The sequence below is a fragment of the Bradyrhizobium sp. YCK136 genome (assembly GCF_044570075.1).
Taxonomy (GTDB): domain Bacteria; phylum Pseudomonadota; class Alphaproteobacteria; order Rhizobiales; family Xanthobacteraceae; genus Bradyrhizobium; species Bradyrhizobium diazoefficiens.
Window position 1 is genome coordinate 4,323,451 of the sequence record NZ_CP172424.1, and the last position, 17,597, is coordinate 4,341,047.

General features: G+C 63.3%; 18 protein-coding genes and 1 pseudogene. 13 read left to right on the forward strand and 6 right to left on the reverse strand.

Features of this window, described 5'->3' with window-relative positions:
* Window positions 1–86: 86 nt before the first annotated feature.
* Window positions 87–260, reverse strand: coding sequence for a hypothetical protein (locus ACFLEY_RS20715; protein WP_018644642.1), 174 nt, complete (start codon window positions 258–260; stop codon window positions 87–89).
* Between the two features lie 144 nt (window positions 261–404).
* On the opposite strand from ACFLEY_RS20715, the gene ACFLEY_RS20720 reads away from it, so the two are divergent.
* The 3 genes from ACFLEY_RS20720 (at window position 405) to ACFLEY_RS20730 (ending at window position 2,006) form a co-directional block, all read left to right on the forward strand.
* Window positions 405–857 (forward strand): pyridoxamine 5'-phosphate oxidase family protein, encoded by a 453-nt coding sequence (locus tag ACFLEY_RS20720; RefSeq protein ID WP_060911812.1) that lies wholly within the window; start codon window positions 405–407, stop codon window positions 855–857.
* A gap of 100 nt (window positions 858–957) precedes the next feature.
* Window positions 958–1,317 (forward strand): cytochrome c, encoded by a 360-nt coding sequence (locus ACFLEY_RS20725; RefSeq protein WP_028171209.1) that lies wholly within the window; start codon window positions 958–960, stop codon window positions 1,315–1,317.
* A 377-nt stretch (window positions 1,318–1,694) separates the two neighbouring features.
* Window positions 1,695–2,006, forward strand: a complete 312-nt coding sequence (locus tag ACFLEY_RS20730) for a hypothetical protein (RefSeq protein ID WP_249163128.1) — start codon at window positions 1,695–1,697, stop codon at window positions 2,004–2,006.
* 272 nt (window positions 2,007–2,278) lie between these two features.
* On the opposite strand, the gene ACFLEY_RS20735 is transcribed toward ACFLEY_RS20730, so the two are convergent.
* Window positions 2,279–3,271, reverse strand: coding sequence for a hypothetical protein (locus tag ACFLEY_RS20735; protein ID WP_060911813.1), 993 nt, complete (start codon window positions 3,269–3,271; stop codon window positions 2,279–2,281).
* A gap of 173 nt (window positions 3,272–3,444) precedes the next feature.
* Here ACFLEY_RS20735 and ACFLEY_RS20740 point away from each other — a divergent pair, with 173 nt between their 5' ends.
* The 4 genes from ACFLEY_RS20740 to ACFLEY_RS20755 all read left to right on the forward strand — a co-directional run bounded on the left by ACFLEY_RS20740 (window position 3,445) and on the right by ACFLEY_RS20755 (window position 5,140).
* A complete protein-coding gene (locus tag ACFLEY_RS20740; RefSeq protein ID WP_011087017.1) occupies window positions 3,445–3,732 on the forward strand; it encodes a hypothetical protein in 288 nt (95 codons plus the stop codon).
* Between the two features lie 24 nt (window positions 3,733–3,756).
* Window positions 3,757–4,053 (forward strand): hypothetical protein, encoded by a 297-nt coding sequence (locus tag ACFLEY_RS20745; protein ID WP_028171212.1) that lies wholly within the window; start codon window positions 3,757–3,759, stop codon window positions 4,051–4,053.
* A 166-nt stretch (window positions 4,054–4,219) separates the two neighbouring features.
* Window positions 4,220–4,513 (forward strand): hypothetical protein, encoded by a 294-nt coding sequence (locus tag ACFLEY_RS20750; RefSeq protein WP_060911814.1) that lies wholly within the window; start codon window positions 4,220–4,222, stop codon window positions 4,511–4,513.
* A 345-nt stretch (window positions 4,514–4,858) separates the two neighbouring features.
* The gene (locus ACFLEY_RS20755; protein ID WP_082757249.1) at window positions 4,859–5,140 is read left to right on the forward strand and encodes a hypothetical protein; all 282 of its coding nucleotides are present in this window, start codon (window positions 4,859–4,861) and stop codon (window positions 5,138–5,140) included.
* Window positions 5,141–5,252: 112 nt separating this feature from the next.
* Here the strand turns inward: ACFLEY_RS20755 and ACFLEY_RS20760 are convergent.
* Window positions 5,253–5,896 (reverse strand): annotated as a pseudogene (locus ACFLEY_RS20760) (transglycosylase SLT domain-containing protein).
* 87 nt (window positions 5,897–5,983) lie between these two features.
* Here ACFLEY_RS20760 and tnpA point away from each other — a divergent pair.
* The 3 genes from tnpA to tnpC (ACFLEY_RS20775) all read left to right on the forward strand — a co-directional run bounded on the left by tnpA (window position 5,984) and on the right by tnpC (ACFLEY_RS20775) (window position 8,457).
* A complete protein-coding gene (gene tnpA / locus ACFLEY_RS20765; protein WP_035693717.1) occupies window positions 5,984–6,424 on the forward strand; it encodes an IS66-like element accessory protein TnpA in 441 nt (146 codons plus the stop codon).
* Window positions 6,405–6,758: an IS66 family insertion sequence element accessory protein TnpB gene (gene tnpB / locus ACFLEY_RS20770; RefSeq protein WP_018270214.1), complete on the forward strand. Its 354-nt coding sequence runs from the start codon at window positions 6,405–6,407 to the stop codon at window positions 6,756–6,758. Before tnpA ends, tnpB (ACFLEY_RS20770) begins: the two co-directional genes overlap by 20 nt.
* A gap of 100 nt (window positions 6,759–6,858) precedes the next feature.
* Window positions 6,859–8,457, forward strand: a complete 1,599-nt coding sequence (gene tnpC, locus ACFLEY_RS20775) for an IS66 family transposase (RefSeq protein WP_018270215.1) — start codon at window positions 6,859–6,861, stop codon at window positions 8,455–8,457.
* 11 nt (window positions 8,458–8,468) lie between these two features.
* On the opposite strand, the gene ACFLEY_RS20780 is transcribed toward tnpC (ACFLEY_RS20775), so the two are convergent.
* Together ACFLEY_RS20780 and ACFLEY_RS20785 are read right to left on the reverse strand one after the other, a co-directional pair.
* Entirely contained in the window at window positions 8,469–8,675 is a 207-nt protein-coding gene (locus ACFLEY_RS20780) for a hypothetical protein (protein ID WP_396604744.1), read from the reverse strand.
* A gap of 716 nt (window positions 8,676–9,391) precedes the next feature.
* Window positions 9,392–9,907, reverse strand: a complete 516-nt coding sequence (locus ACFLEY_RS20785; protein ID WP_060911816.1) for a ParB N-terminal domain-containing protein — start codon at window positions 9,905–9,907, stop codon at window positions 9,392–9,394.
* 1,096 nt (window positions 9,908–11,003) lie between these two features.
* On the opposite strand from ACFLEY_RS20785, the gene ACFLEY_RS20790 reads away from it, so the two are divergent.
* The 3 genes from ACFLEY_RS20790 (at window position 11,004) to tnpC (ACFLEY_RS20800) (ending at window position 13,418) form a co-directional block, all read left to right on the forward strand.
* Complete coding sequence (locus ACFLEY_RS20790) at window positions 11,004–11,402, forward strand: transposase (protein WP_026192391.1); 399 nt, start codon at window positions 11,004–11,006, stop codon at window positions 11,400–11,402.
* Window positions 11,399–11,812, forward strand: coding sequence for an IS66 family insertion sequence element accessory protein TnpB (gene tnpB / locus ACFLEY_RS20795; protein ID WP_396604745.1), 414 nt, complete (start codon window positions 11,399–11,401; stop codon window positions 11,810–11,812). The genes ACFLEY_RS20790 and tnpB (ACFLEY_RS20795) overlap by 4 nt, the downstream gene beginning before the upstream one ends.
* 61 nt (window positions 11,813–11,873) lie before the next feature.
* On the forward strand, window positions 11,874–13,418 hold the full coding sequence (gene tnpC, locus ACFLEY_RS20800) for an IS66 family transposase (RefSeq protein WP_224517700.1): 1,545 nt from the start codon (window positions 11,874–11,876) through the stop codon (window positions 13,416–13,418).
* A 221-nt stretch (window positions 13,419–13,639) separates the two neighbouring features.
* Here tnpC (ACFLEY_RS20800) and ACFLEY_RS20805 read toward each other — a convergent pair whose 3' ends face one another.
* Window positions 13,640–17,404 carry a vitamin B12-dependent ribonucleotide reductase gene (locus ACFLEY_RS20805; RefSeq protein WP_060911818.1) on the reverse strand — a complete coding sequence of 1,255 codons (3,765 nt, stop codon included), beginning with the start codon at window positions 17,402–17,404 and terminating at the stop codon, window positions 13,640–13,642.
* Window positions 17,405–17,597 lie beyond the last annotated feature (193 nt).

The following is a 17,597-nucleotide window of genomic DNA, read 5'->3' on the forward strand; positions in this document are numbered from 1 at the left end:
TGCGCGGCGCACCGTAGGGGCGGAACCGGAGAATGCAAGGGAAAGCTGGGGCGTGCGCGTGCAGGCGGCTGCCTGCCGGTGCGATGTCACCGAAACAGCGCAACGAAGATGACGTAGAGCCAGCCCAGGATGCCGTGGATGATCGCCCACAGGATCGAATGGTTGTTGGTGTAGGAGATCGCGATGGCGAGCGCCGAGCCGAAGCCGACGCCGTATTTAGCGCCCTCGACGCGGACGCCGTAATAGCGGTTGCCGTTCATGGTGATATCTCCCCGATCGTGGAATGGGCGCAAGCCCCGTGAGGCCATGATTCCGTCAATGCCGGCCGCCGTGACTTGAGGTGCATCAACCCCATTGCGCGAGCCGCTCACTATCCTTCTCGAGGAAGATCTGCGGAGGGCGCGATGGACGATCTAATCAGACAAAAGATCCAGACCTTGCTGGACCAGCACCGCACCATGCGGATCGCGACGTTGCGGCCGGACGGCTGGCCGCAGGTGACCACCGTCGGCTACGCGAACGAAGGCTTCACCATCTATTTCCTGTGCGGCATCGACAGCCAGAAGGCGCAAAACCTGTCGCGAGACGATCGGGTCTCGCTTGCGATCGATGACGACCCGGCGCAGGTGATGGAAATCACCGGCCTGTCCATGGCCGCGCGGGCCCGAATCCTGACCGATCCGGCCGAAGCCGAGAAGGCGATCGGCCTGCTGATGGCACGCTATCCGGAACAGAAGGCCACCGGCCTCGCCGTGCCGAAACCGTCCGAGGTTCGCCTGATCGCGTTGACGCCGACCGTGATCTCGCTGCTCGACTATTCCAAGGGATTTGGCCACACCGACCTTGTGGCGTGCTGAGGGAGTTGCCCTGCCGGGATCCGCTCTCTTGATGCAGGTCAACCTGGTCCGCTCGCACCGACCTACGCTTCGAGTTACGCAGCAATGGCGAGGTGAAACCATGTCGCGCAGCGTTCGAATCTATATCGGCCTCGGCATCCTGATCCTGTTGTCGTTGCTGTTTCTGTTCAGCGTCGTCCACACGGCCGCGGGGGCATCGAGGCCTTCCTCACGCACGGCAGAGGAAGGACATCGCCTGGCGCAGGCGTGGTGCCAGACGTGCCACGCCGTGGAGCCGCACATGGCCGGATTCTTCGACCTGGCTCCGAGCTTCCAGGCCGTCGCCGACCGGAAAGGAACCACCGCGCTGTCGCTCAAGGTGTTCTGGCGGACCAGCCACCAGAACATGCCCAATCTGGTGATCTCGCCGGAGCAGGCCGAGGCGCTCTCTAGCTACATTCTGAGCCTGAGAGGCGATTGAGCGCGCTCCCGGCAAAAATGTTGAAAACAACCCCATGCACATTAGAAATCGCCAGCGATTTCAATGGTTCTGAAATACCGAAGTGAATTTGACCCGTCGGGCAAGAGAGGGGTATGATGGCACGGTGGGCAGGTGCGGCGGCTGAGGCTCGTAGCCCGCCGCGAACCGCTCACGCGTCCACGAGCCCGCCACGCGATCCGCAACTAGGACAGGTTGAGCGCCGATGACATCGATCATCGCTGCGTGCCGCGCCCGAAATTGGGAAAAAATGGCAGAGCTGAGGCTGTCAACGGCAGATCGGGTGAGGAGGCCGCTTACCCACGGAATACACTGATCGCCGTTTGGGGTTCGGGGTCATGTATTGGGAGGGACTGATCATGGCAAGTGTTGAACAATTGCGCAGACGGGACGGGGTGAACCTGGTCCAACTCGAGGCGGACATTGCATCGGTCCGCGCGGGAAGCTCGATCGCTTCAATTGCTCTTCCTGATTACGTCGAGCACACCGAGGGGGTCACGCGGGTCGGCGCGCTCAGTGCGGAGGCGGTGGTTCGCGACTATGAGTCCGCTGCAAAGGAGATCGAGGCCATGGGCGCCGAACTGATCGACGCCGCGCAAAAATGCGAGGCGCTGACGGCCCAGGTCCACGATGCCATTGCCTTCATGCGCGAAAGCGGCGGGGTATCGTGAAGAGGGACGGAAGATCTTCAAGCGCATCGAGGAATGCGCGCTGTTCACGGAAGACGTCCGCAGGACATGCGAAGAGGTCAAGCGTCGCATGAAGGACGTCTCGGTCGGCGAGGCCCCCGATCCGGATGAGGAGCTCCCAATGCCAGAGCGCGAGCTGACCGGGATCGCGGCCAAGGTGTCGGTGTGCGAGGTCCGGTGAGGCGGGCGTAGAGCGTCGTTCGCAGGATGGGTCGAGCGCCTGCGCTCGCCCGTCCTGCGAGCTCGCTAACGGCTTACCAATCCGGATCGCCGTAAGGGTCGGCCATATAGGGCGGCGGCATCCAGGGGCCGCGCGGCGGCGGCCTGGGCCGCCGAGGTGCGGCCGCCTGCACGTGCGGCCGTGCCGGCGCGGCCGTATCGTTGTTCACCACGCTCCGCACGACGGGTTTCGCGGCCGCAGGCGTGGACGAAGCCGTCAGTTGCGTTTGCAGCGCCTGGACCTGCGCGGCGAGGCGCGCATTGTCGGCCGCATCCTTCTCCCGCGCCGCCTTGAGCTGTTGAATGGTGTCGGCCTGCTCGCGCTGCGTCTGCTCGTTGCGGCTTTTCAGCTGCTCGAGCTTACCGTTGATGTTCGCAAGCTCGCTCGTGATGGTCTTGAGCGATTGCGCAAGATCGGACGATGACTGGTCAGGCAGTGTGGCGCCAGGATTTTGAACGCCAGGTGTTGGAGCACCAGGTGTTGGAGCGCTTTGCGTTTCCTTGCCGGGCGGCGGTGCGGGCACCGGAGTGGGTTCATCCGCCGCCGCCAGGTGCAGTGCCGTCGGCTGCGCCGGAGTTTCAACCGCGGCCGTTTGCCGGGGCTGACTGGCCGGCGGAGCCCATCGCGCCATGATCGACTTGCTGATCGACCTGGCCTCATCACGATATTGCGAAGCGAAGGCGGCACCGAGAATGCCGATCGCCAGCACGAGGCCAACCAAAGCGCGCAGCATGGTCCGATCTCCTTTCAGGCCTTGATCGCGAACGTTGCGATCCGGCGCCTTGTCCTTAGGGGGCTCGGCTGCTGTCGTACCGGCGCTGGCTTGCGAGGTCCGCAGGGCCTCGCCGCCGTGTTCCATTCCGGAAACCAGCCGGTCCAGCCGCGCAAGGTCTTCATTGGCGCTCTTGATCTGGTCGTAGGCCCGCGCCAGTCCGCCATCGGCGCGCACCTCGCCCGGCTTGTGGGCATCGGGCTTCTGGACATCAGGTTTGGGGTCGTTCGCTTCAGGCATCGATGCGCGCTCCATCCAGTCGGGCGTTCATGGGAGTGCGGCAGTCCGATCGTCGGAAGGATAGGCCTCACATTTGTCCAACACAACGCGCGTGCGAAGGAGAAATTATGGCGGGCCACGGTTGCTGAAACAGCCGTGCTCCCCCAGGCATCCCTGCGACGTGCTATGCTGTCGGGGGAGGAAGCGCCATGAGGGTCCCCACCGCGATACTCGCCCTGCTTCTTTCAAGTCCGGCCGCCGCCCAGGAGTGCCAGACATGCGCGATGGCCGACGCCTGCATGAAGGAGTACGTCAAGACGACGTCGGAGGCGCAAAGGGCGACCAGGCAGGGCATCCGGGATTGGAAGCAGAATCTGGACAAAAAGGCCTCTGCAGAACTGTCCAGCAGGGGCATACTCGCATTGCAAGACGCCATGGAGGCACAAGTTCGGACGGAGCTGGAGCGCCTGAAGGAGTGCCTGGCGAAGATCAGGTAGGGCGGGGGCGCAAAGGAGGATCCGATGAAATCGCTTCTGCTGCTCACGGCGAGCGGTCCGCTGCTCATTCTCACCTCGCACCAATCCCTGAACGACCAAAAGCTCCTTGGGGTGCTCAGGCAAAAAGGTATTGGCAAGTTCGTCGCGTTCGAGGTTCCCTTGTCGCTCGCCAGGGAGCGCTACGGCGGGCACTTTCACGCGGTCGAAAGCAATCTGCACGAGACCGATGATTTGAGAGTGCTCGACTTCAACGGCCAGCGGGTCTTTCAGCTCTTTCATTTCGAAGAGCTCGGTTCACCGATGCTGATCGAATCCTCGTGATCCGGTTTTGTCTCGCGGCATGATCCGCTTCGAAAGACCCATCGTCCCGTTGCGGCGGCGAAAGCGATGGGTTGAGCAGGGCTGTTGTCACGATGAACAACCGTTCAGGGGAACGGGCGCTGGTTCATTTCGTTGCATTGGGAGGGCATGTTGAGAGGAGGACGACATGAAAGCCAAGATCATTGCGCTCTCTGCTGCCGCTCTCGTGGCGACGGCGCCAGCCGTGTTTGCTCAGGGTGTGTCGAGCAAGGCGCCAGGTCAGGAGATGCAGCAAATGGGGTCCAAGACAGGCGAGCCGGGCGCTTCCAGCTACGCTCCCGGACATAAGAAGCGTCACGCGATGCGCCACGCGAAGGCCTCGAAGACCACCAGCCCCGCCGCGACGAACGCCGCTCCAGGTCAAACGACCGGCGCGAGCACGAGGCCGACCACCGGCACGAGCACAAAGCGAGCGTACTGAAGTCCAGAGGGGACTGAAGTCCAGGCACTGACGGGACCCAACGGCACGTCGAACGTGGGACAGGTTGGGCCCCCCGGCGAAACCCGTCATGCCGAATGATGGGTATCGCTTCCGCCTTCGCTCTCGGAGCTTCGGCGGGACAAGTCCGGCTTCGCTGGCCGGGCGAGCGGTGGAGTTGGCTTCGCAACCTGCCAGGCGCCGCAGGTTGTGAAACCCACCTCTTCAGGCCTCGTGAGCGGCAGCCGAAATCCGCCAGGGCCGAGAGCGTCATTCATGCAGGTCGAGAGCGAATTCGCTTGCCTTGCCTTGAGTCCTTTTGCACTCTCGTCGCAAGGAGACCAACGCATGAAGAAAATAGCCGTCGTGTGCGCTCTCGGAACGGCGCTGGTGCTGTGCAACCTCGGGATATCAGGCGCTGAAGCCCGGGCGCGGAAGGCGCAAGTCGTTCGTGCACCGCAAGAGAGGCTCATCGTCACGGCGCCCGTCCTGAGGCCAACGCCGTGGGATTACAATGTCATTCCCCGCTATCGTTATCGCCCCGAAGACGACCGGGTCGATCCCTACGGCCCGCCGCTGGTGTCGTCGTATGTTCGCTATGAGGGATGGCGGTGGCCGTACTGGTGGTGAATAGTTCGCAGTTCGTAGGATGGGTAGAGCGAAGCGAAACCCATCAATAGCCGTCGTGGAATGATGGGTTTCGCAAGGGCTCTACCCATCCTACGGACTAACCGTCTACGGACTAACCGTCGCCATCCGCCGCCAGCCGCAGAAACTGCCGCTTCATCGCATTGACCCTCGCGACATAGCCCGCGACAAGGTGATCGCCGCAGCGCTCGCCCGCGATCATCTGAAACTTGCGGCGTGCATAGGCCGTGGCGGGACCTGCGCCGCAGAGATGGATGAAGGCGGCCAGATCCTGCTTCTGCTCGCGACTTGCCTTCACATCGCCCGCGAGGCTGAGAACCATGGCCACCTGGCGGTCCAGATACACCGACGCCAGCTCGATGGCGTGGCTCGGGATCGCGCGGATGTAGAAGGACGTAGACCCGCAGCCGGTCTCCGTGACCGCGTTGCCGTGGACACAGAACCGCGCGGCTTCAGCCAGGGCCGGATCGGTCATCTGGAAGAGGCCGACGGCGCTGGAGGCGGGCCGGTAGATCGCGAGTGGATTGAGGCTCAATCGCCAGCGCCAGTAAGTGCGCGCCACCGGATTGCCAGAACTCTCGACCTGCGCCAGCGCGGCCAGCAATTCGGGCGTGATCGTCGCGGTGGAAAAGGCGCGGAAGAGGGGGGCGTATTGCCGCCAGGTCCCGGCCGGCTCCTTGTCGAGGGAATTGCCGACGAAGGGCCAGCTCTGACGAACAGCTCGGTCGGCTTGCGGATGACGGTAAGCGCTCCTTTCTACGCACCTATGCAGTTGAGCGCGGGGATGGGATGAGGTGTCCACCATGAACGAGGTGGACACCATCGATGATCACTCCAGAAGAACTTTTGAGACTTGAGACGGTCGGCGTGTTGCGCAATGGGCGGCGTCGCTATGATCCGGCCAGCAAACAGCGGCTGGTCGAGGCCTGTCTGCAGCCTGGCGTGTCGCTGGCGGGGCTGGCGTTGCAACACGGCGTGAACGCGAACCTGCTGCGCAAATGGGTGGCCAAGCGACAACGTCAGAACGGGGATGGCCAGCCGGAGGCGCCGATTGCGCCAGCCTTTGTTCCGGTTCGCGCGCCGTCGCCGTCGCCAACTCGATCTGCTGGCGCGATCGCGGTTTGCGCGACGGAGCGATCCTGTGCAGGGCGGCTGACGGCATCGATGCCCAACGGCGTGACGCTTTCGCTGGAAGGCGGCGACGCGCAGTTGCTGTCGGCGGTGATTGAAGCGCTGGGGCGTTGCGATGTTCCGGCTGGCGTCTGATCTTCGGGTCTACCTTCACCGCGAACCGATTGACTTCCGGGCGGGCATCAACAGCCTGGCGATCGTGGTCGAGCAGTCGATGGGGCTGGATCCGTTCCAGCGCGCGGTGTTCGCGTTCTGCAATCGTCGCCGCGACCGGATCAAGCTGCTGATTTATGACCGGTCAGGATTTTGGATGCTGCTGAAGCGGCTGGAGGCCGACAGATTCCACTGGCCCCGAAGTCAGGAGGCGGTGCTGACGCTGACGACGGAGGAGCTGCACTGGCTGCTTGACGGCATCAACATCGCGGCGGTGCGTCGTCATCCGGTGCGGCAATATCACAGCGTGGGCTGAGCGTGTTCGATGCGGGCGGCGTCATCAGCGCTATCGGATGACGCCGGCCACCGCATGGAACTCGGTTGACGCGGCGGCATGACTTCGATTCAAGACTACGATGAGTCGCAGGCCCACGACGCACGAGCTGGAAGCCTTGATCGCGGCGCACGCGGCCGAGCTCGCGGCGCTGAAGGCGGAGAACGAGAAACTCGCGCAACGCGTCCTGCATCTTGAGGAGCAGTTGCGCCTGGAGCGCTTGCGCCGCTACGCGCCGAAGAGCGAAAAGCTCAAGGAGCGCATCTTCAACGAAGCCGAGCAGGCCGCCGCTGAAAGCCGGGACGACGACGATGTCGAGGCGGTCGCCGTGCCGGACACGGGATTGCCGGAGGCTCCAAAGCCGGCACCGAAGACACGCGGCCGCAAGCCGCTGCCTGACGATCTGCCGCGCCAACGCGTCGAACATGATCTGGGTGAGGATCAAAAGGACTGTCCGTGCTGCCGCAATCGGATGCATCGGATGGGCGAGACCGTCACCGAGCAGTTGCACGTCGAGGTGAAGGCGTCAGTGCTGCAACATGTGCGGTTCAAATATGCCTGCCGTCACTGCGAGCGCACCGCGCTGAACACCCCGATCGTGACCGCGCCGATGCCGGCGCAGCCGCTGCCGGGTAGCGTCGCCACGCCATCGACGCTGGCGCTGGTGCTCGCCAACAAATACGTCGACGGCACGCCGCTGTACCGTGTGGCGGACGCGCTGGGGCGCGCCGACGTCAGCATCAGCCGCGGGACGCTGGGCAACTGGGTGATCCGGGCGAGCGAGTTGCATCTGCATCGGGTCTATGACGCGCTACAGCAAAAGCTCAGGTCGCAGCCCCTGGTCCACGGCGACGAAACCTGGGTCCAGGTTCTGAAAGAGGACGGCCGGGATGCGCAGGCCAAATCCTTCATGTGGGCCTATCGCAGCGGCCAGGACTGCGCGCAGCCGGTCGTGCTGTTCGATTACCAGCCCGGTCGCGGCCAGGAACATCCTCAGGCCTTCCTGGCCGGCTATCGTGGCTTGTTGATGAGCGACGGCTATGACGCCTGGGGCACGCTGACAGGCGCGACCCATCTTGGCTGTATGGCGCATGCGCGCAGGAAATTTACCGATGCGCTCAAGGCCAGGAAGACGCCCGGCGGTCCGCCATTGCAGGCGCTCAAGTTCTTCGAGGCGTTGTATGAGGTCGAGAGGGTGGCGCGCCAGACGCCGCCCGACGACGAAACGCGCGCCGCATACACCTTGCGGCTGCGCCAGCAGCATAGCCTGCCGGTATTGGCCGCCTTCCGGACCTGGCTCGACGACCAGGCGCCGAAGGTCCTCCCCGAAAGCTTGACCGGCAAGGCGATCGCCTATGCGCGCAACCAATGGGATTATCTGACCCGTTACACCAGTGACGGTCTCGCCCCGATCGATAACAATGTTCTGGAGCGCGACATCAGGCCGTTTTGCACCGGACGAAAAAGTTGGCTGTTCAGCGACACCGTTGCCGGCGCCAAGGCAAGCGCCGTGATCTACAGTTTGGTGCTGACATGCCGGGCATGCGGCGTCGATCCCTATGCATGGCTACGTCACGCGCTCACCGAATTGCCCCAGCGCGCGCCAGACGCCGATATCGAAGATCTGTTGCCGTTCAACTGCACCGCTCAAAAAAACCTGCCAGCTGAGAATAGCGGCTGACGTTCGAACGCTCAGGTCAACCAAGCCGTTCCGATGACACTGCTGGGGCCCGGCGTCACGCGACGCCGCGGCCAGCCGCGCGCGTAGCCTGTGCGGTAAAATACGCGCTTACGGATGACGTGATAGGCGATGTTCAGAAGCGCGAGGGCGGCAAGCAGGATCGCCGCGCTGCTTGCGATGCGAACCGCCCGCGGTGCGCGCGCGAACGTCTTGCGCACCCACCGTGCGGCCCGTCGGACGTTGCGAAGGCGAGGGAGGAGGCTCTTGCTCTTTCTTGGCATGGGTCTTGTGGGGAGCGGGTAGGACGGGTTGAGCCTTGCGTCGCGCAAGTCAGGTACATAGCCGAAATCGGTGTGGTTCTCGCTGATGCCGATGAAGGTAAGCGTGACAGCTTCACTGTCCCGTCATGACCTCGGCAGCCAGATCGCGGCCCGCATTGTTCTAAATCAACAAACCCATTCATTGGCGACTTACGCTGACGAACCGTTCCAGTCCAGGAGGGAGTGTGGTCATGTCGCGCCGAACCATCGTTTCGCTTACCGCATCCGTCATCATTGGCATCGCCTGCATCGTGACTGTTTCGACCGACGCCTTCGCGTATCGAAGAGGCGTTGGGGTTGGTCGCGCTGGTGTCTATCACGGCGGTGTCTATCGCGGTGGCGTCTATCGTGGTGCAGCCGTGCGCCGTGGAGTTGCCGTGGGCGTCGGAGCTGCTGCGGTTGGTGCTGCTGCTTACGGGGCTTACGGAGCCTACGGAGGCTATCGCCGCTGCGGCTACGAACCTTACCCCCCTTGCTACTAGCCGGTCTTGGCGCAGCGGTCACCGAGTAACCGGTTGAGCCGGGCTTGGTGGCGGTGACAGTGCATTCAATCTAAGTTGGTGGGCCGGTTAAGTGCACCGTCACCGTAGTCGCAGAAATTCTGGAGCCGACAATCAATAGCGGCCGCCGTTGCCCTTTTGCTGCGTGATCCAATCCGACAATGTTTTCGGTGTCGATTTCGGAGTCCGGCCCAGTGATGCCTTCGGATTGCCGCGGACGCCTTTCGCCGGACTGGCGCGCGGTGCTTCCGTTTCGTTGACGCTCTTCAAGGCAGCAGTCGATGTCTCTGCGGCTTCCTTCTCGAGGCGCAGCTTTTTCAATCGCGCCATCTTGATGCGCTCTGCCTCGACTTCGGGTCCTTCGGACAGCAGCGGCTTGTGTTGAGCAAGCTCGGCCGGGACCAGGACACCGATAATGGTTGTCTCACCGAGCGCCTTGCAGGCTTCGAGCCGATGCAGTCCCTCGACCAGAACGAGGCGGTCTCCGTCGAGCCGAACGGAAATGGGGGCCTGTTGTCCGATGTCCAGAATACTTTCCGCGATCTCCCCGACGATCTCGGGCTTGATAGCTTTCTTCTGCTTCGTGGGAACGAAGATCTTCTCGATCGGGAAGCTCTCCGGTTTGGGCATAACTCGACTCCGCTTCTACCGGGCCCGTCGGAACCCATGTCGGTGGTGTCTGGAGTTTAGGAGGGAAGAGCTCGACCGCAAAGGCTATTTCGGCGGTAGAGCATTGATGAGCATCGAAGCCGGAACCAATCTGCGATTACGGCGACAGTACACTTAATTGACGCCGCCCACCAAGCGCGAGCCGAAGCCGCAGATCGGCGGGACGGAGCGAGTGAATTTAGTGCACTGTCACCGTAATTTGGATCACGTAGGATGGGTAGAGCGTAGCGAAACCCATCGATTGCCGCGATCGAATGATGGGTTTCGCAAGTGCTCAACCCATCCTACGAGCTAACCGCAGCGCGCCCCAAAAAAGTCATACCGCAATTGTGAATTGCTCCACAGACGGCGGCCGTCCAGTCTGTTTATCTGCCGCCAACCGGCCCCTCGTGCGCGCGTTTGGCCTTGCGCATCTGGCGCCTTCGTTCTTCGAAATTTCTGGGTGATCGCTATGGGCGTTTTTTATCGCACGGCCATGCTTTGCAGCTGGTTCATCGAGTCCACCATGAGCGGGTGTACCGAGAGATTTCGCGTGCGCTGAACAAGGCGCACAGAGATTTTCCCGAGGCCCCGCCGGTGACGGACGGGGCTTTTTCATGTTCGCAATCTGCCCATTCCGCCCGGCGGAGCCTTCGCGAGAAGGAGGCAGGGTCATGTGGGAGTATTTTGGACCCGATTTCGCTTTCGACGTGGTGAAAGGAATGGTCGCCGGAATAGCCTCAATGGCATTTCAGGTCGTGGCACCACGAACCTTTCGTGCCGCAAAGCAGTTTCGCGCGCGCTGGGTTGCGAGGAAGGCGGCGAGGCGAGCTGCGAGACGGGCACGCTGCAATGCGGTGGCCAATGATGAGCGGTGAGGAGCGAGTGGCCCGGATGGAGGTTGTGGGGCATCCGGGCTACGCTTGCGGGAACCTCACGCAGATGGAGCCGGCAAAACGCGAGTCAGCGCAAGAGCGATCGTAAGCGGAGCTTTTCTCCCATTTGATTGACTGGTTTCGCTTCGGCTTTCGCTCTGCGATCCTTGGCTTGTCAGAGAGCCGAGAGGAGACTGAAGGCGATGGAACAATCGGGGGAGGAAGCCGAAGCTGATGGCTTTGTGGGGAAGCTTACGCGCCGGACGCGTTCTGGAGGCCGGTTATGGTCTGCGGAGATCAAGGGGCGCGCTGTTTTCGAGAGCATGAAGCCCGACGCCCGGGTATGTGATGTCGCACGGCGTTATGGTGTGAAGGCCCAGCAGTTGACGACGTGGCGCAGATTGGCGCGTGCTGGCCGGCTCGCATTGGTCACGGACGACGCGGCGGATTTCGTGTCGATCGAGCTGAGCGATCCAGTGGCGTCAGGCAAGAGCGAGGGGCCCGTCGAGATTACGATTGGCAAGGTTTCGGTCCGCCTGGATGCGGACGTGTCGGCGGTGCGGATCGCGGAGATCGTGACTGCGATCGAGCGCGGCGCATGATCATTCCGGCGCAGGGACTGCGGATTGTGCTTGCTGTGCGTCCTGTTGACTTCCGGTGTGGGCACGACGCGCTGGCCGGTCTTGTGCAAAACACGCTTGGGCTCGATCCGCATTCGGGCCTGATCGTGGTTTTTCGTTCGAAGCGCGCCGACCGGCTGAAGATTTTGCTATGGGACGGCACGGGCCTCGTTTTGGTCTACAAGCGCCTTGGCCGCGATGGTCGTTTCGAGTGGCCGCAGATCAGCGACGGCGTCATGCATCTGACGCGCGTGCAGTTCGAAGGAACTGGAAGCGAGTGGGCGAACGGATTGTCGCGACGCCAGCTGCGGCGAACTGACTCAGACCCGACAACCTGTTTCGCGCGGGGCTTTGGGATGATAGCTTGCGGATGTGCCGCCGTCCCCCTTTGATCCCGCCCGTCTTGCAGCGCTGCCCGCCGATTTGCGCGCGCTCTTCCGCGCGCAGGAAGCGATGATTGAAGCCGAGCGTCGTCGCGCAGACGATGAATGCTCGGCGCGCCTTCATGTCGAGAGTGAACTGGCTGCGTCCAAAGAGAGCGTCGAACGCCTCGAACTGCTCGTGAAGGAGTACGAGCGCGCACGTTTCGGTAAACGCTCGGAGAAGTTCAATCCCGATCAGATGCAACTGGTTCTCGAGGACATCGAGATTGCCATCGCCGAAGTCCAGGAACGCCAGGACGATCGTGCGCGCCGCGCCGGCACGGCGCCGTCCAGCCGCCGGACCAGGCGCGCTGCCCGTGCCTTTCCCGCGCACCTGCCGCGCATCGAGCAGGTGATCGAACCCGAGAACCTCGAGTGTCCCTGCGGCTGCGGCCGGATGGTCCAGATCGGCGAGGATCGCTCCCGCCGTCTCGATGTCATGGCCGCCCAGTATCGTGTGATCGAGACGGTGCGACCGCGCTACGCCTGCGCAAAGGGCTGCACCGGTGTTGCTCAGGCGCCGGCGCCCGCCCATCTCGTGGAGGGTGGCATCCCCACCGAGGCGCTGCTGGCGCAGGTGGCGGTCGCCAAGTTCAGCGAGCACATGCCACTCTATCGTCAGTCGCAGGTTCTGGCTCGGCATGGCATCTTCATCGATCGCGCCGTTCTGGCAGACTGGATGGGAACGGTCGCCTTCCACCTCGCGCCGCTGGTCGAGCGCATGAGCGTCGTGATGAAGCAATCGGGCCGCTTGTTCATAGACGAGACCAGGGCGCCTGTGCTCGATCCGGGCCGGGGCCGAACGAAGACCGGCTATCTGTGGGCTGTCCTGCGCGACGATCGCGGCCACGGCGGCGCTGATCCACCAATCGTGGTCTACCACTACGCGCCAGGACGCGGTGGTGACCATGCTGAGCGCATCCTCGAGGGCTTCGACGGCATCCTTCAGGTCGACGGATACCAGGGCTATCATCGGCTCGCACGGCCCAAGCGCAAAGGCGGCGTGCCGCTGCGGCTGGCCGCATGTTGGTCCCACTCAAGGCGCAAGATCATCGCAGCGACTCCGAAAGCCGGCTCACCCATCGCCGAAGCCGTTCTCGCGCGCATCGCCGCACTCTATGCGATCGAGAAGGAGATCCGTGGCGCCGACGCCCCGGCTCGGCAAACGACCCGTAACGAGCGATCACGGCCGCTCGTCGCTGAACTCGAGAGGTTTCTGCGCGAGCAAGCCGCTCGCCTGTCGCCGGGCAGCGAGATGGGCAAGGCGATCGCCTATCTCCTGAACCATTGGGATGGCCTCACCTTGTTTCTCGACGATGGTTGCGTTGAGATGGACACCAATCCCGTCGAAAATCAAATCAGGCCGCTGACTCTGACGCGTAAAAATAGTTTATTTGCTGGTCACGACGAAGGTGGTCGTTCATGGGCGCGCATAGCTTCGCTCATCGCCACCTGCAAAATCAACAGCGTGGAGCCCTACGTCTGGATGAAAGCGACGCTCAAAGCGATCGCAACCGGTCACCCGCAGTCCCGGATCGACGAGCTCCTGCCCTGGTCGTTCGGCCGCACCTCGTAATTCTCCGTCGTTGCCGCCTCCATACCCCCCGCCAACGATTTGCAAACACGTTGATCAACAGACTGCAATCCCCACGCCAAACCTTTGCGAATGGGACGCGAACGTCGCTTACGAGCGATCCGACGCATTAAGCGGATGAGGTTGCTGAAATGAGAAGGGCGGCCTTTCGGCCGCCCTTTGCATATGTCCGGATCTAACGATCCTCGAGACGTTCTACCCCCTCACGAACACCCCGTCGTGCTTCCGCAAGTATCGCACTTCATGCAGGTGCCATTCCGCACCAGCGTGAAGTTGCCGCACTCCGAGCACATCTCGCCTTCGTAGCCCTTGGCCTTGGCTTCCGCGCGGCGCTCGGCCTTGGAGGGCACCAGGGTCTGCGCGGTGCCGGACTTGCTCCACTGGAGGGCTTCCAGCTTCTCCGTCGGAGAGAGGTCGTGGCTCACTTCCTGCTTCAGCGCGACCGCGCCTTCCATGACATCGCCGACCCGGGCGCTCGCGCCGTGCGAGGCGAGGGCCGTGACCTTGCTGCCGCCTGATGGCGCGCTGTCGTTGCCTTGCGCGACCGCGGTAGAGCCGCCGCGCATCACGACGAGGTTGTCGGTGCGGGAGCGGGTGAGGCCGCGCGACACCAGCTTGGAGGCGTGGTGGCCCTCGTCCGGCTCCTTGCCTTCCTCGACGCCCTTGCCGAGCGCGTCGAAGTTCGACTCGGTCGGATCGACATGGGCGAGATCGAAGCGCGACATGTAGCTCACCGCGAGCTCGCGGAAGACGTAGTCGAGGATCGAGGTCGCGTACTTGATGCTGTCGTTGCCCTGCACGGGGCCCGCCGGCTCGAAGCGGGTGAAGGTGAAGGCGTCGACATATTCGTCGAGCGGCACGCCGTACTGGAGGCCCAGCGACACGGCGATGGCGAAGTTGTTGATGAAGGAGCGGAGCGCCGCGCCCTCCTTGTGCATGTCGATGAAGATCTCGCCGAGACGGCCGTCGTCATACTCGCCGGTGCGGAGATAGACTTTATGTCCGCCGACGACCGCCTTCTGGGTGTAACCCTTGCGGCGGTCCGGCATCTTCTCGCGCTCGCGCATCACGATGATGCGCTCGACCAGCTTCTCGACGATCTTTTCCGAGACCTGGGCGGTGCGCGCCGCCATCGGCTTGTCGTAGAGCGTCTCCACCGCATCGTCCTCGTCCTCATCGTCGGCGATGAGCTGCGAGTTGAGCGGCTGGGACAGCTTGGAGCCATCGCGATAGAGCGCGTTGGCTTTCAGTGCGAGCTTCCACGACAGCATGTAGGCGGACTTGCAGTCCTCCACCGTGGCGTCGTTCGGCATGTTGATGGTCTTGGAGATCGCGCCCGAGATGAAGGGCTGGGCCGCTGCCATCATGCGGATGTGGCTCTCGACCGACAGATAGCGCTTGCCGATCTTGCCGCAGGGGTTGGCGCAGTCGAACACCGGATAGTGCTCGGCCTTGAGGTGCGGGGCACCTTCCACCGTCATCGCGCCGCAGATGTGGACGTTGGCCGCCTCGATCTCGCGCTTGGTGAAGCCGACGGCCTGGAGCAGGTCGAAGCCGGGGGCCGCGATCGCCTCGGCGCCGATGCCGAGCTGGTCGCGGATGAAGTCTTCGCCAAAGGTCCACTTGTTGAAGGCGAACTTGATGTCGAAGGCGGTCGGCAGGGCCTTTTCGACCTTGGCGATGGCCTCATCAGTGAAGCCCTTGGCCTTCAGCGTCGAGACGTTGATGCCAGGCGCGTTGGACAGCGAGCCGTGGCCGACGGCGTAGGCTTCCATCTCCGCGATCTCGCTCTCGCGATAGCCGAGCGCGCGCAGCGCCGCGGGGACCGCGCGGTTGATGATCTTGAAGTAGCCACCGCCGGCGAGCTTCTTGAACTTCACCAGCGCGAAGTCGGGCTCGATGCCGGTGGTGTCGCAATCCATGACGAGGCCGATCGTGCCGGTCGGCGCGATGACCGTGGTCTGGGCGTTGCGATAGCCGTGCTTCTCGCCGAGCTCGAGCGCCGCATCCCAGGCCGCCTGCGCGTGGCTGACGAGGTCGGCCTGCGGGCAGGAGACCAGGTCCATCGGCACCGGGTTGACGCTAAGCGCCTCGTAGCCGTTGGACTGGCCGTGCGCGGCGCGGCGGTGGTTGCGGATCACGCGCAGCATGTGTGCGGCGTTCTTCTTGTAGCCGGGGAAGGTGCCGAGCTCGGCCGCCATCTCCGCCGACGTCTTGTAGGTGATGCCGGTCATCACAGCGGTCAGCGCGCCGCAGAGCGCACGGCCTTCCTTGCTGTCATAGGGCAGGCCCATGGTCATGAGCAGGCCGCCGATGTTGGCGTAGCCGAGGCCGAGCGTGCGGAACTCGTAGGAGAGCTCGGCGATCGCCTTGGACGGGAACTGCGCCATCATCACCGAGATTTCGAGCACGACGGTCCAGAGCCGGCAGAGATGCTCGTAGCCCTCGACGTCGAAATGCTTGGTGGCGACGTCGTAGAAGGTCAGCAGGTTGGCGGAGGCGAGGTTGCACGCCGTGTCGTCCAGGAACATGTATTCCGAGCACGGATTGGAGGCGCGGATGTCGCCGGACGCCTTGCAGGTGTGCCAGTCGTTCATGGTGGTGTTGAAGTGCAGGCCCGGGTCGGCCGACGCCCAGGCGGCGTAGCCGATCTTCTCCCAGAGGTCGCGCGCCTTCAGCGTCTTCGTCACCTTCTTGGAGGTGCGGGCGTTGAGATTCCAGTCGCCGTCCGTTTCCACGGCCCGCAGGAAATCGTCCTTCAGCGAGACCGAGTTGTTGGAGTTCTGGCCGGAGACGGTGAGATAGGCTTCCGAATCCCAGTCGGTGTCGTAGACGTCGAACTGGATGTCCTTGTAGCCCTGCTTGGCGAACTGGATGACGCGCTTGATGTAGTTGTCGGGCACGAGGCTGCGGCGCGCGAGCTTGATCTCGCGGCGGAGGGCAGGGTTCTTCTCGGGGTCGAAGCAGTCGTCGCCCGAACCTTCGCAGTTCACGCAGGCCTTCAGCACCGCCTTGAGGTGCTTCTGGTTGATCTTGGAGCCGGTGACGAGAGCTGCGACCTTCTGCTCCTCCTTCACCTTCCAGTCGATATAGGTCTCGATGTCGGGGTGATCGACGTCGACGACGACCATCTTGGCCGCGCGGCGCGTGGTGCCGCCCGACTTGATCGCGCCGGCGGCGCGGTCGCCGATCTTGAGGAAGCTCATCAGGCCGGACGAGCGGCCGCCGCCGGAGAGCTTCTCGCCTTCGCCGCGCAGGCGCGAGAAGTTGGAGCCGGTGCCGGAGCCGTATTTGAACAGGCGCGCCTCGCGGACCCAGAGGTCCATGATGCCGCCCTCGTTGACGAGGTCGTCACCGACGCCCTGGATGAAGCAGGCGTGCGGCTGCGGATGCTCGTAGGCCGATTTGGACTTGGTCAGCTTGCCGGTGAAGGGGTCGACGTAATAGTGGCCCTGGCCGGGGCCGTCGATGCCATAGGCCCAGTGCAGGCCGGTGTTGAACCATTGCGGCGAGTTCGGCGCGACCATCTGCATGGCGAGCATGTAGCGGAGCTCGTCATAGAAGGCCTGGGCGTCCTCGTCGTTGGTGAAATAGCCGCCCTTCCAGCCCCAATAGGTCCAGCAGCCGGCGAGGCGGTCGAACACCTGCTTGGCGCTGAGCTCGCTGACATAGCGCTCCTTCTCGGGCAGCTGGCTAAGAGCTTCAGTGTCGGGCACGGAGCGCCACAGGAAGGAGGGGACGGATTCCTCCTCGACCTTCTTCAGGCGCGCGGCAACGCCGGCCTTGCGGAAGTATTTCTGGGCGAGGACGTCGGAGGCGACCTGCGACCACTCGGTCGGCACCTCGACATTATCAAGCTTGAACACGACCGAGCCGTCGGGATTGCGAATCTCCGACGTGGTCAGCCGGAAATCGATCCCGGCGTAAGGTGACTGTCCCGTGGTGGTGTGCCGCCGCTCAATCCGCATGGTCTTGCCCCGTCCTTATCTTTGACCGAACCGCCTCCGTTCAGGCAGCCGGGTCGACATTTCGCTTCGCGATTCCTCCCGGGCCGTCCGGCCTTAAGGCTTCGCAGTTCAGCCGGTGGATCCGGCCCAGTTTCTCCCGGCGCGGTTTCTCGATGCGTGCATCGATCACCCGCCGGCATGTCCACACTCATCC

Bases quoted from the DNA above. Each gene is read 5' to 3' on its own strand.
- ACFLEY_RS20715 (WP_018644642.1), bottom strand. From the start codon at position 260: ATGAACGGCAACCGCTATTACGGCGTCCGCGTCGAGGGCGCTAAATAC.
- ACFLEY_RS20720 (WP_060911812.1), top strand. From the start codon at position 405: ATGGACGATCTAATCAGACAAAAGATCCAGACCTTGCTGGACCAGCAC.
- ACFLEY_RS20725 (WP_028171209.1), top strand. From the start codon at position 958: ATGTCGCGCAGCGTTCGAATCTATATCGGCCTCGGCATCCTGATCCTG.
- ACFLEY_RS20730 (WP_249163128.1), top strand. From the start codon at position 1,695: ATGGCAAGTGTTGAACAATTGCGCAGACGGGACGGGGTGAACCTGGTC.
- ACFLEY_RS20735 (WP_060911813.1), bottom strand. From the start codon at position 3,271: ATGGAGCGCGCATCGATGCCTGAAGCGAACGACCCCAAACCTGATGTC.
- ACFLEY_RS20740 (WP_011087017.1), top strand. From the start codon at position 3,445: ATGAGGGTCCCCACCGCGATACTCGCCCTGCTTCTTTCAAGTCCGGCC.
- ACFLEY_RS20745 (WP_028171212.1), top strand. From the start codon at position 3,757: ATGAAATCGCTTCTGCTGCTCACGGCGAGCGGTCCGCTGCTCATTCTC.
- ACFLEY_RS20750 (WP_060911814.1), top strand. From the start codon at position 4,220: ATGAAAGCCAAGATCATTGCGCTCTCTGCTGCCGCTCTCGTGGCGACG.
- ACFLEY_RS20755 (WP_082757249.1), top strand. From the start codon at position 4,859: ATGAAGAAAATAGCCGTCGTGTGCGCTCTCGGAACGGCGCTGGTGCTG.
- tnpA (WP_035693717.1), top strand. From the start codon at position 5,984: ATGATCACTCCAGAAGAACTTTTGAGACTTGAGACGGTCGGCGTGTTG.
- tnpB (WP_018270214.1), top strand. From the start codon at position 6,405: ATGTTCCGGCTGGCGTCTGATCTTCGGGTCTACCTTCACCGCGAACCG.
- tnpC (WP_018270215.1), top strand. From the start codon at position 6,859: ATGAGTCGCAGGCCCACGACGCACGAGCTGGAAGCCTTGATCGCGGCG.
- ACFLEY_RS20785 (WP_060911816.1), bottom strand. From the start codon at position 9,907: ATGCCCAAACCGGAGAGCTTCCCGATCGAGAAGATCTTCGTTCCCACG.
- ACFLEY_RS20790 (WP_026192391.1), top strand. From the start codon at position 11,004: ATGGAACAATCGGGGGAGGAAGCCGAAGCTGATGGCTTTGTGGGGAAG.
- tnpB (WP_396604745.1), top strand. From the start codon at position 11,399: ATGATCATTCCGGCGCAGGGACTGCGGATTGTGCTTGCTGTGCGTCCT.
- tnpC (WP_224517700.1), top strand. From the start codon at position 11,874: ATGATTGAAGCCGAGCGTCGTCGCGCAGACGATGAATGCTCGGCGCGC.
- ACFLEY_RS20805 (WP_060911818.1), bottom strand. From the start codon at position 17,404: ATGCGGATTGAGCGGCGGCACACCACCACGGGACAGTCACCTTACGCC.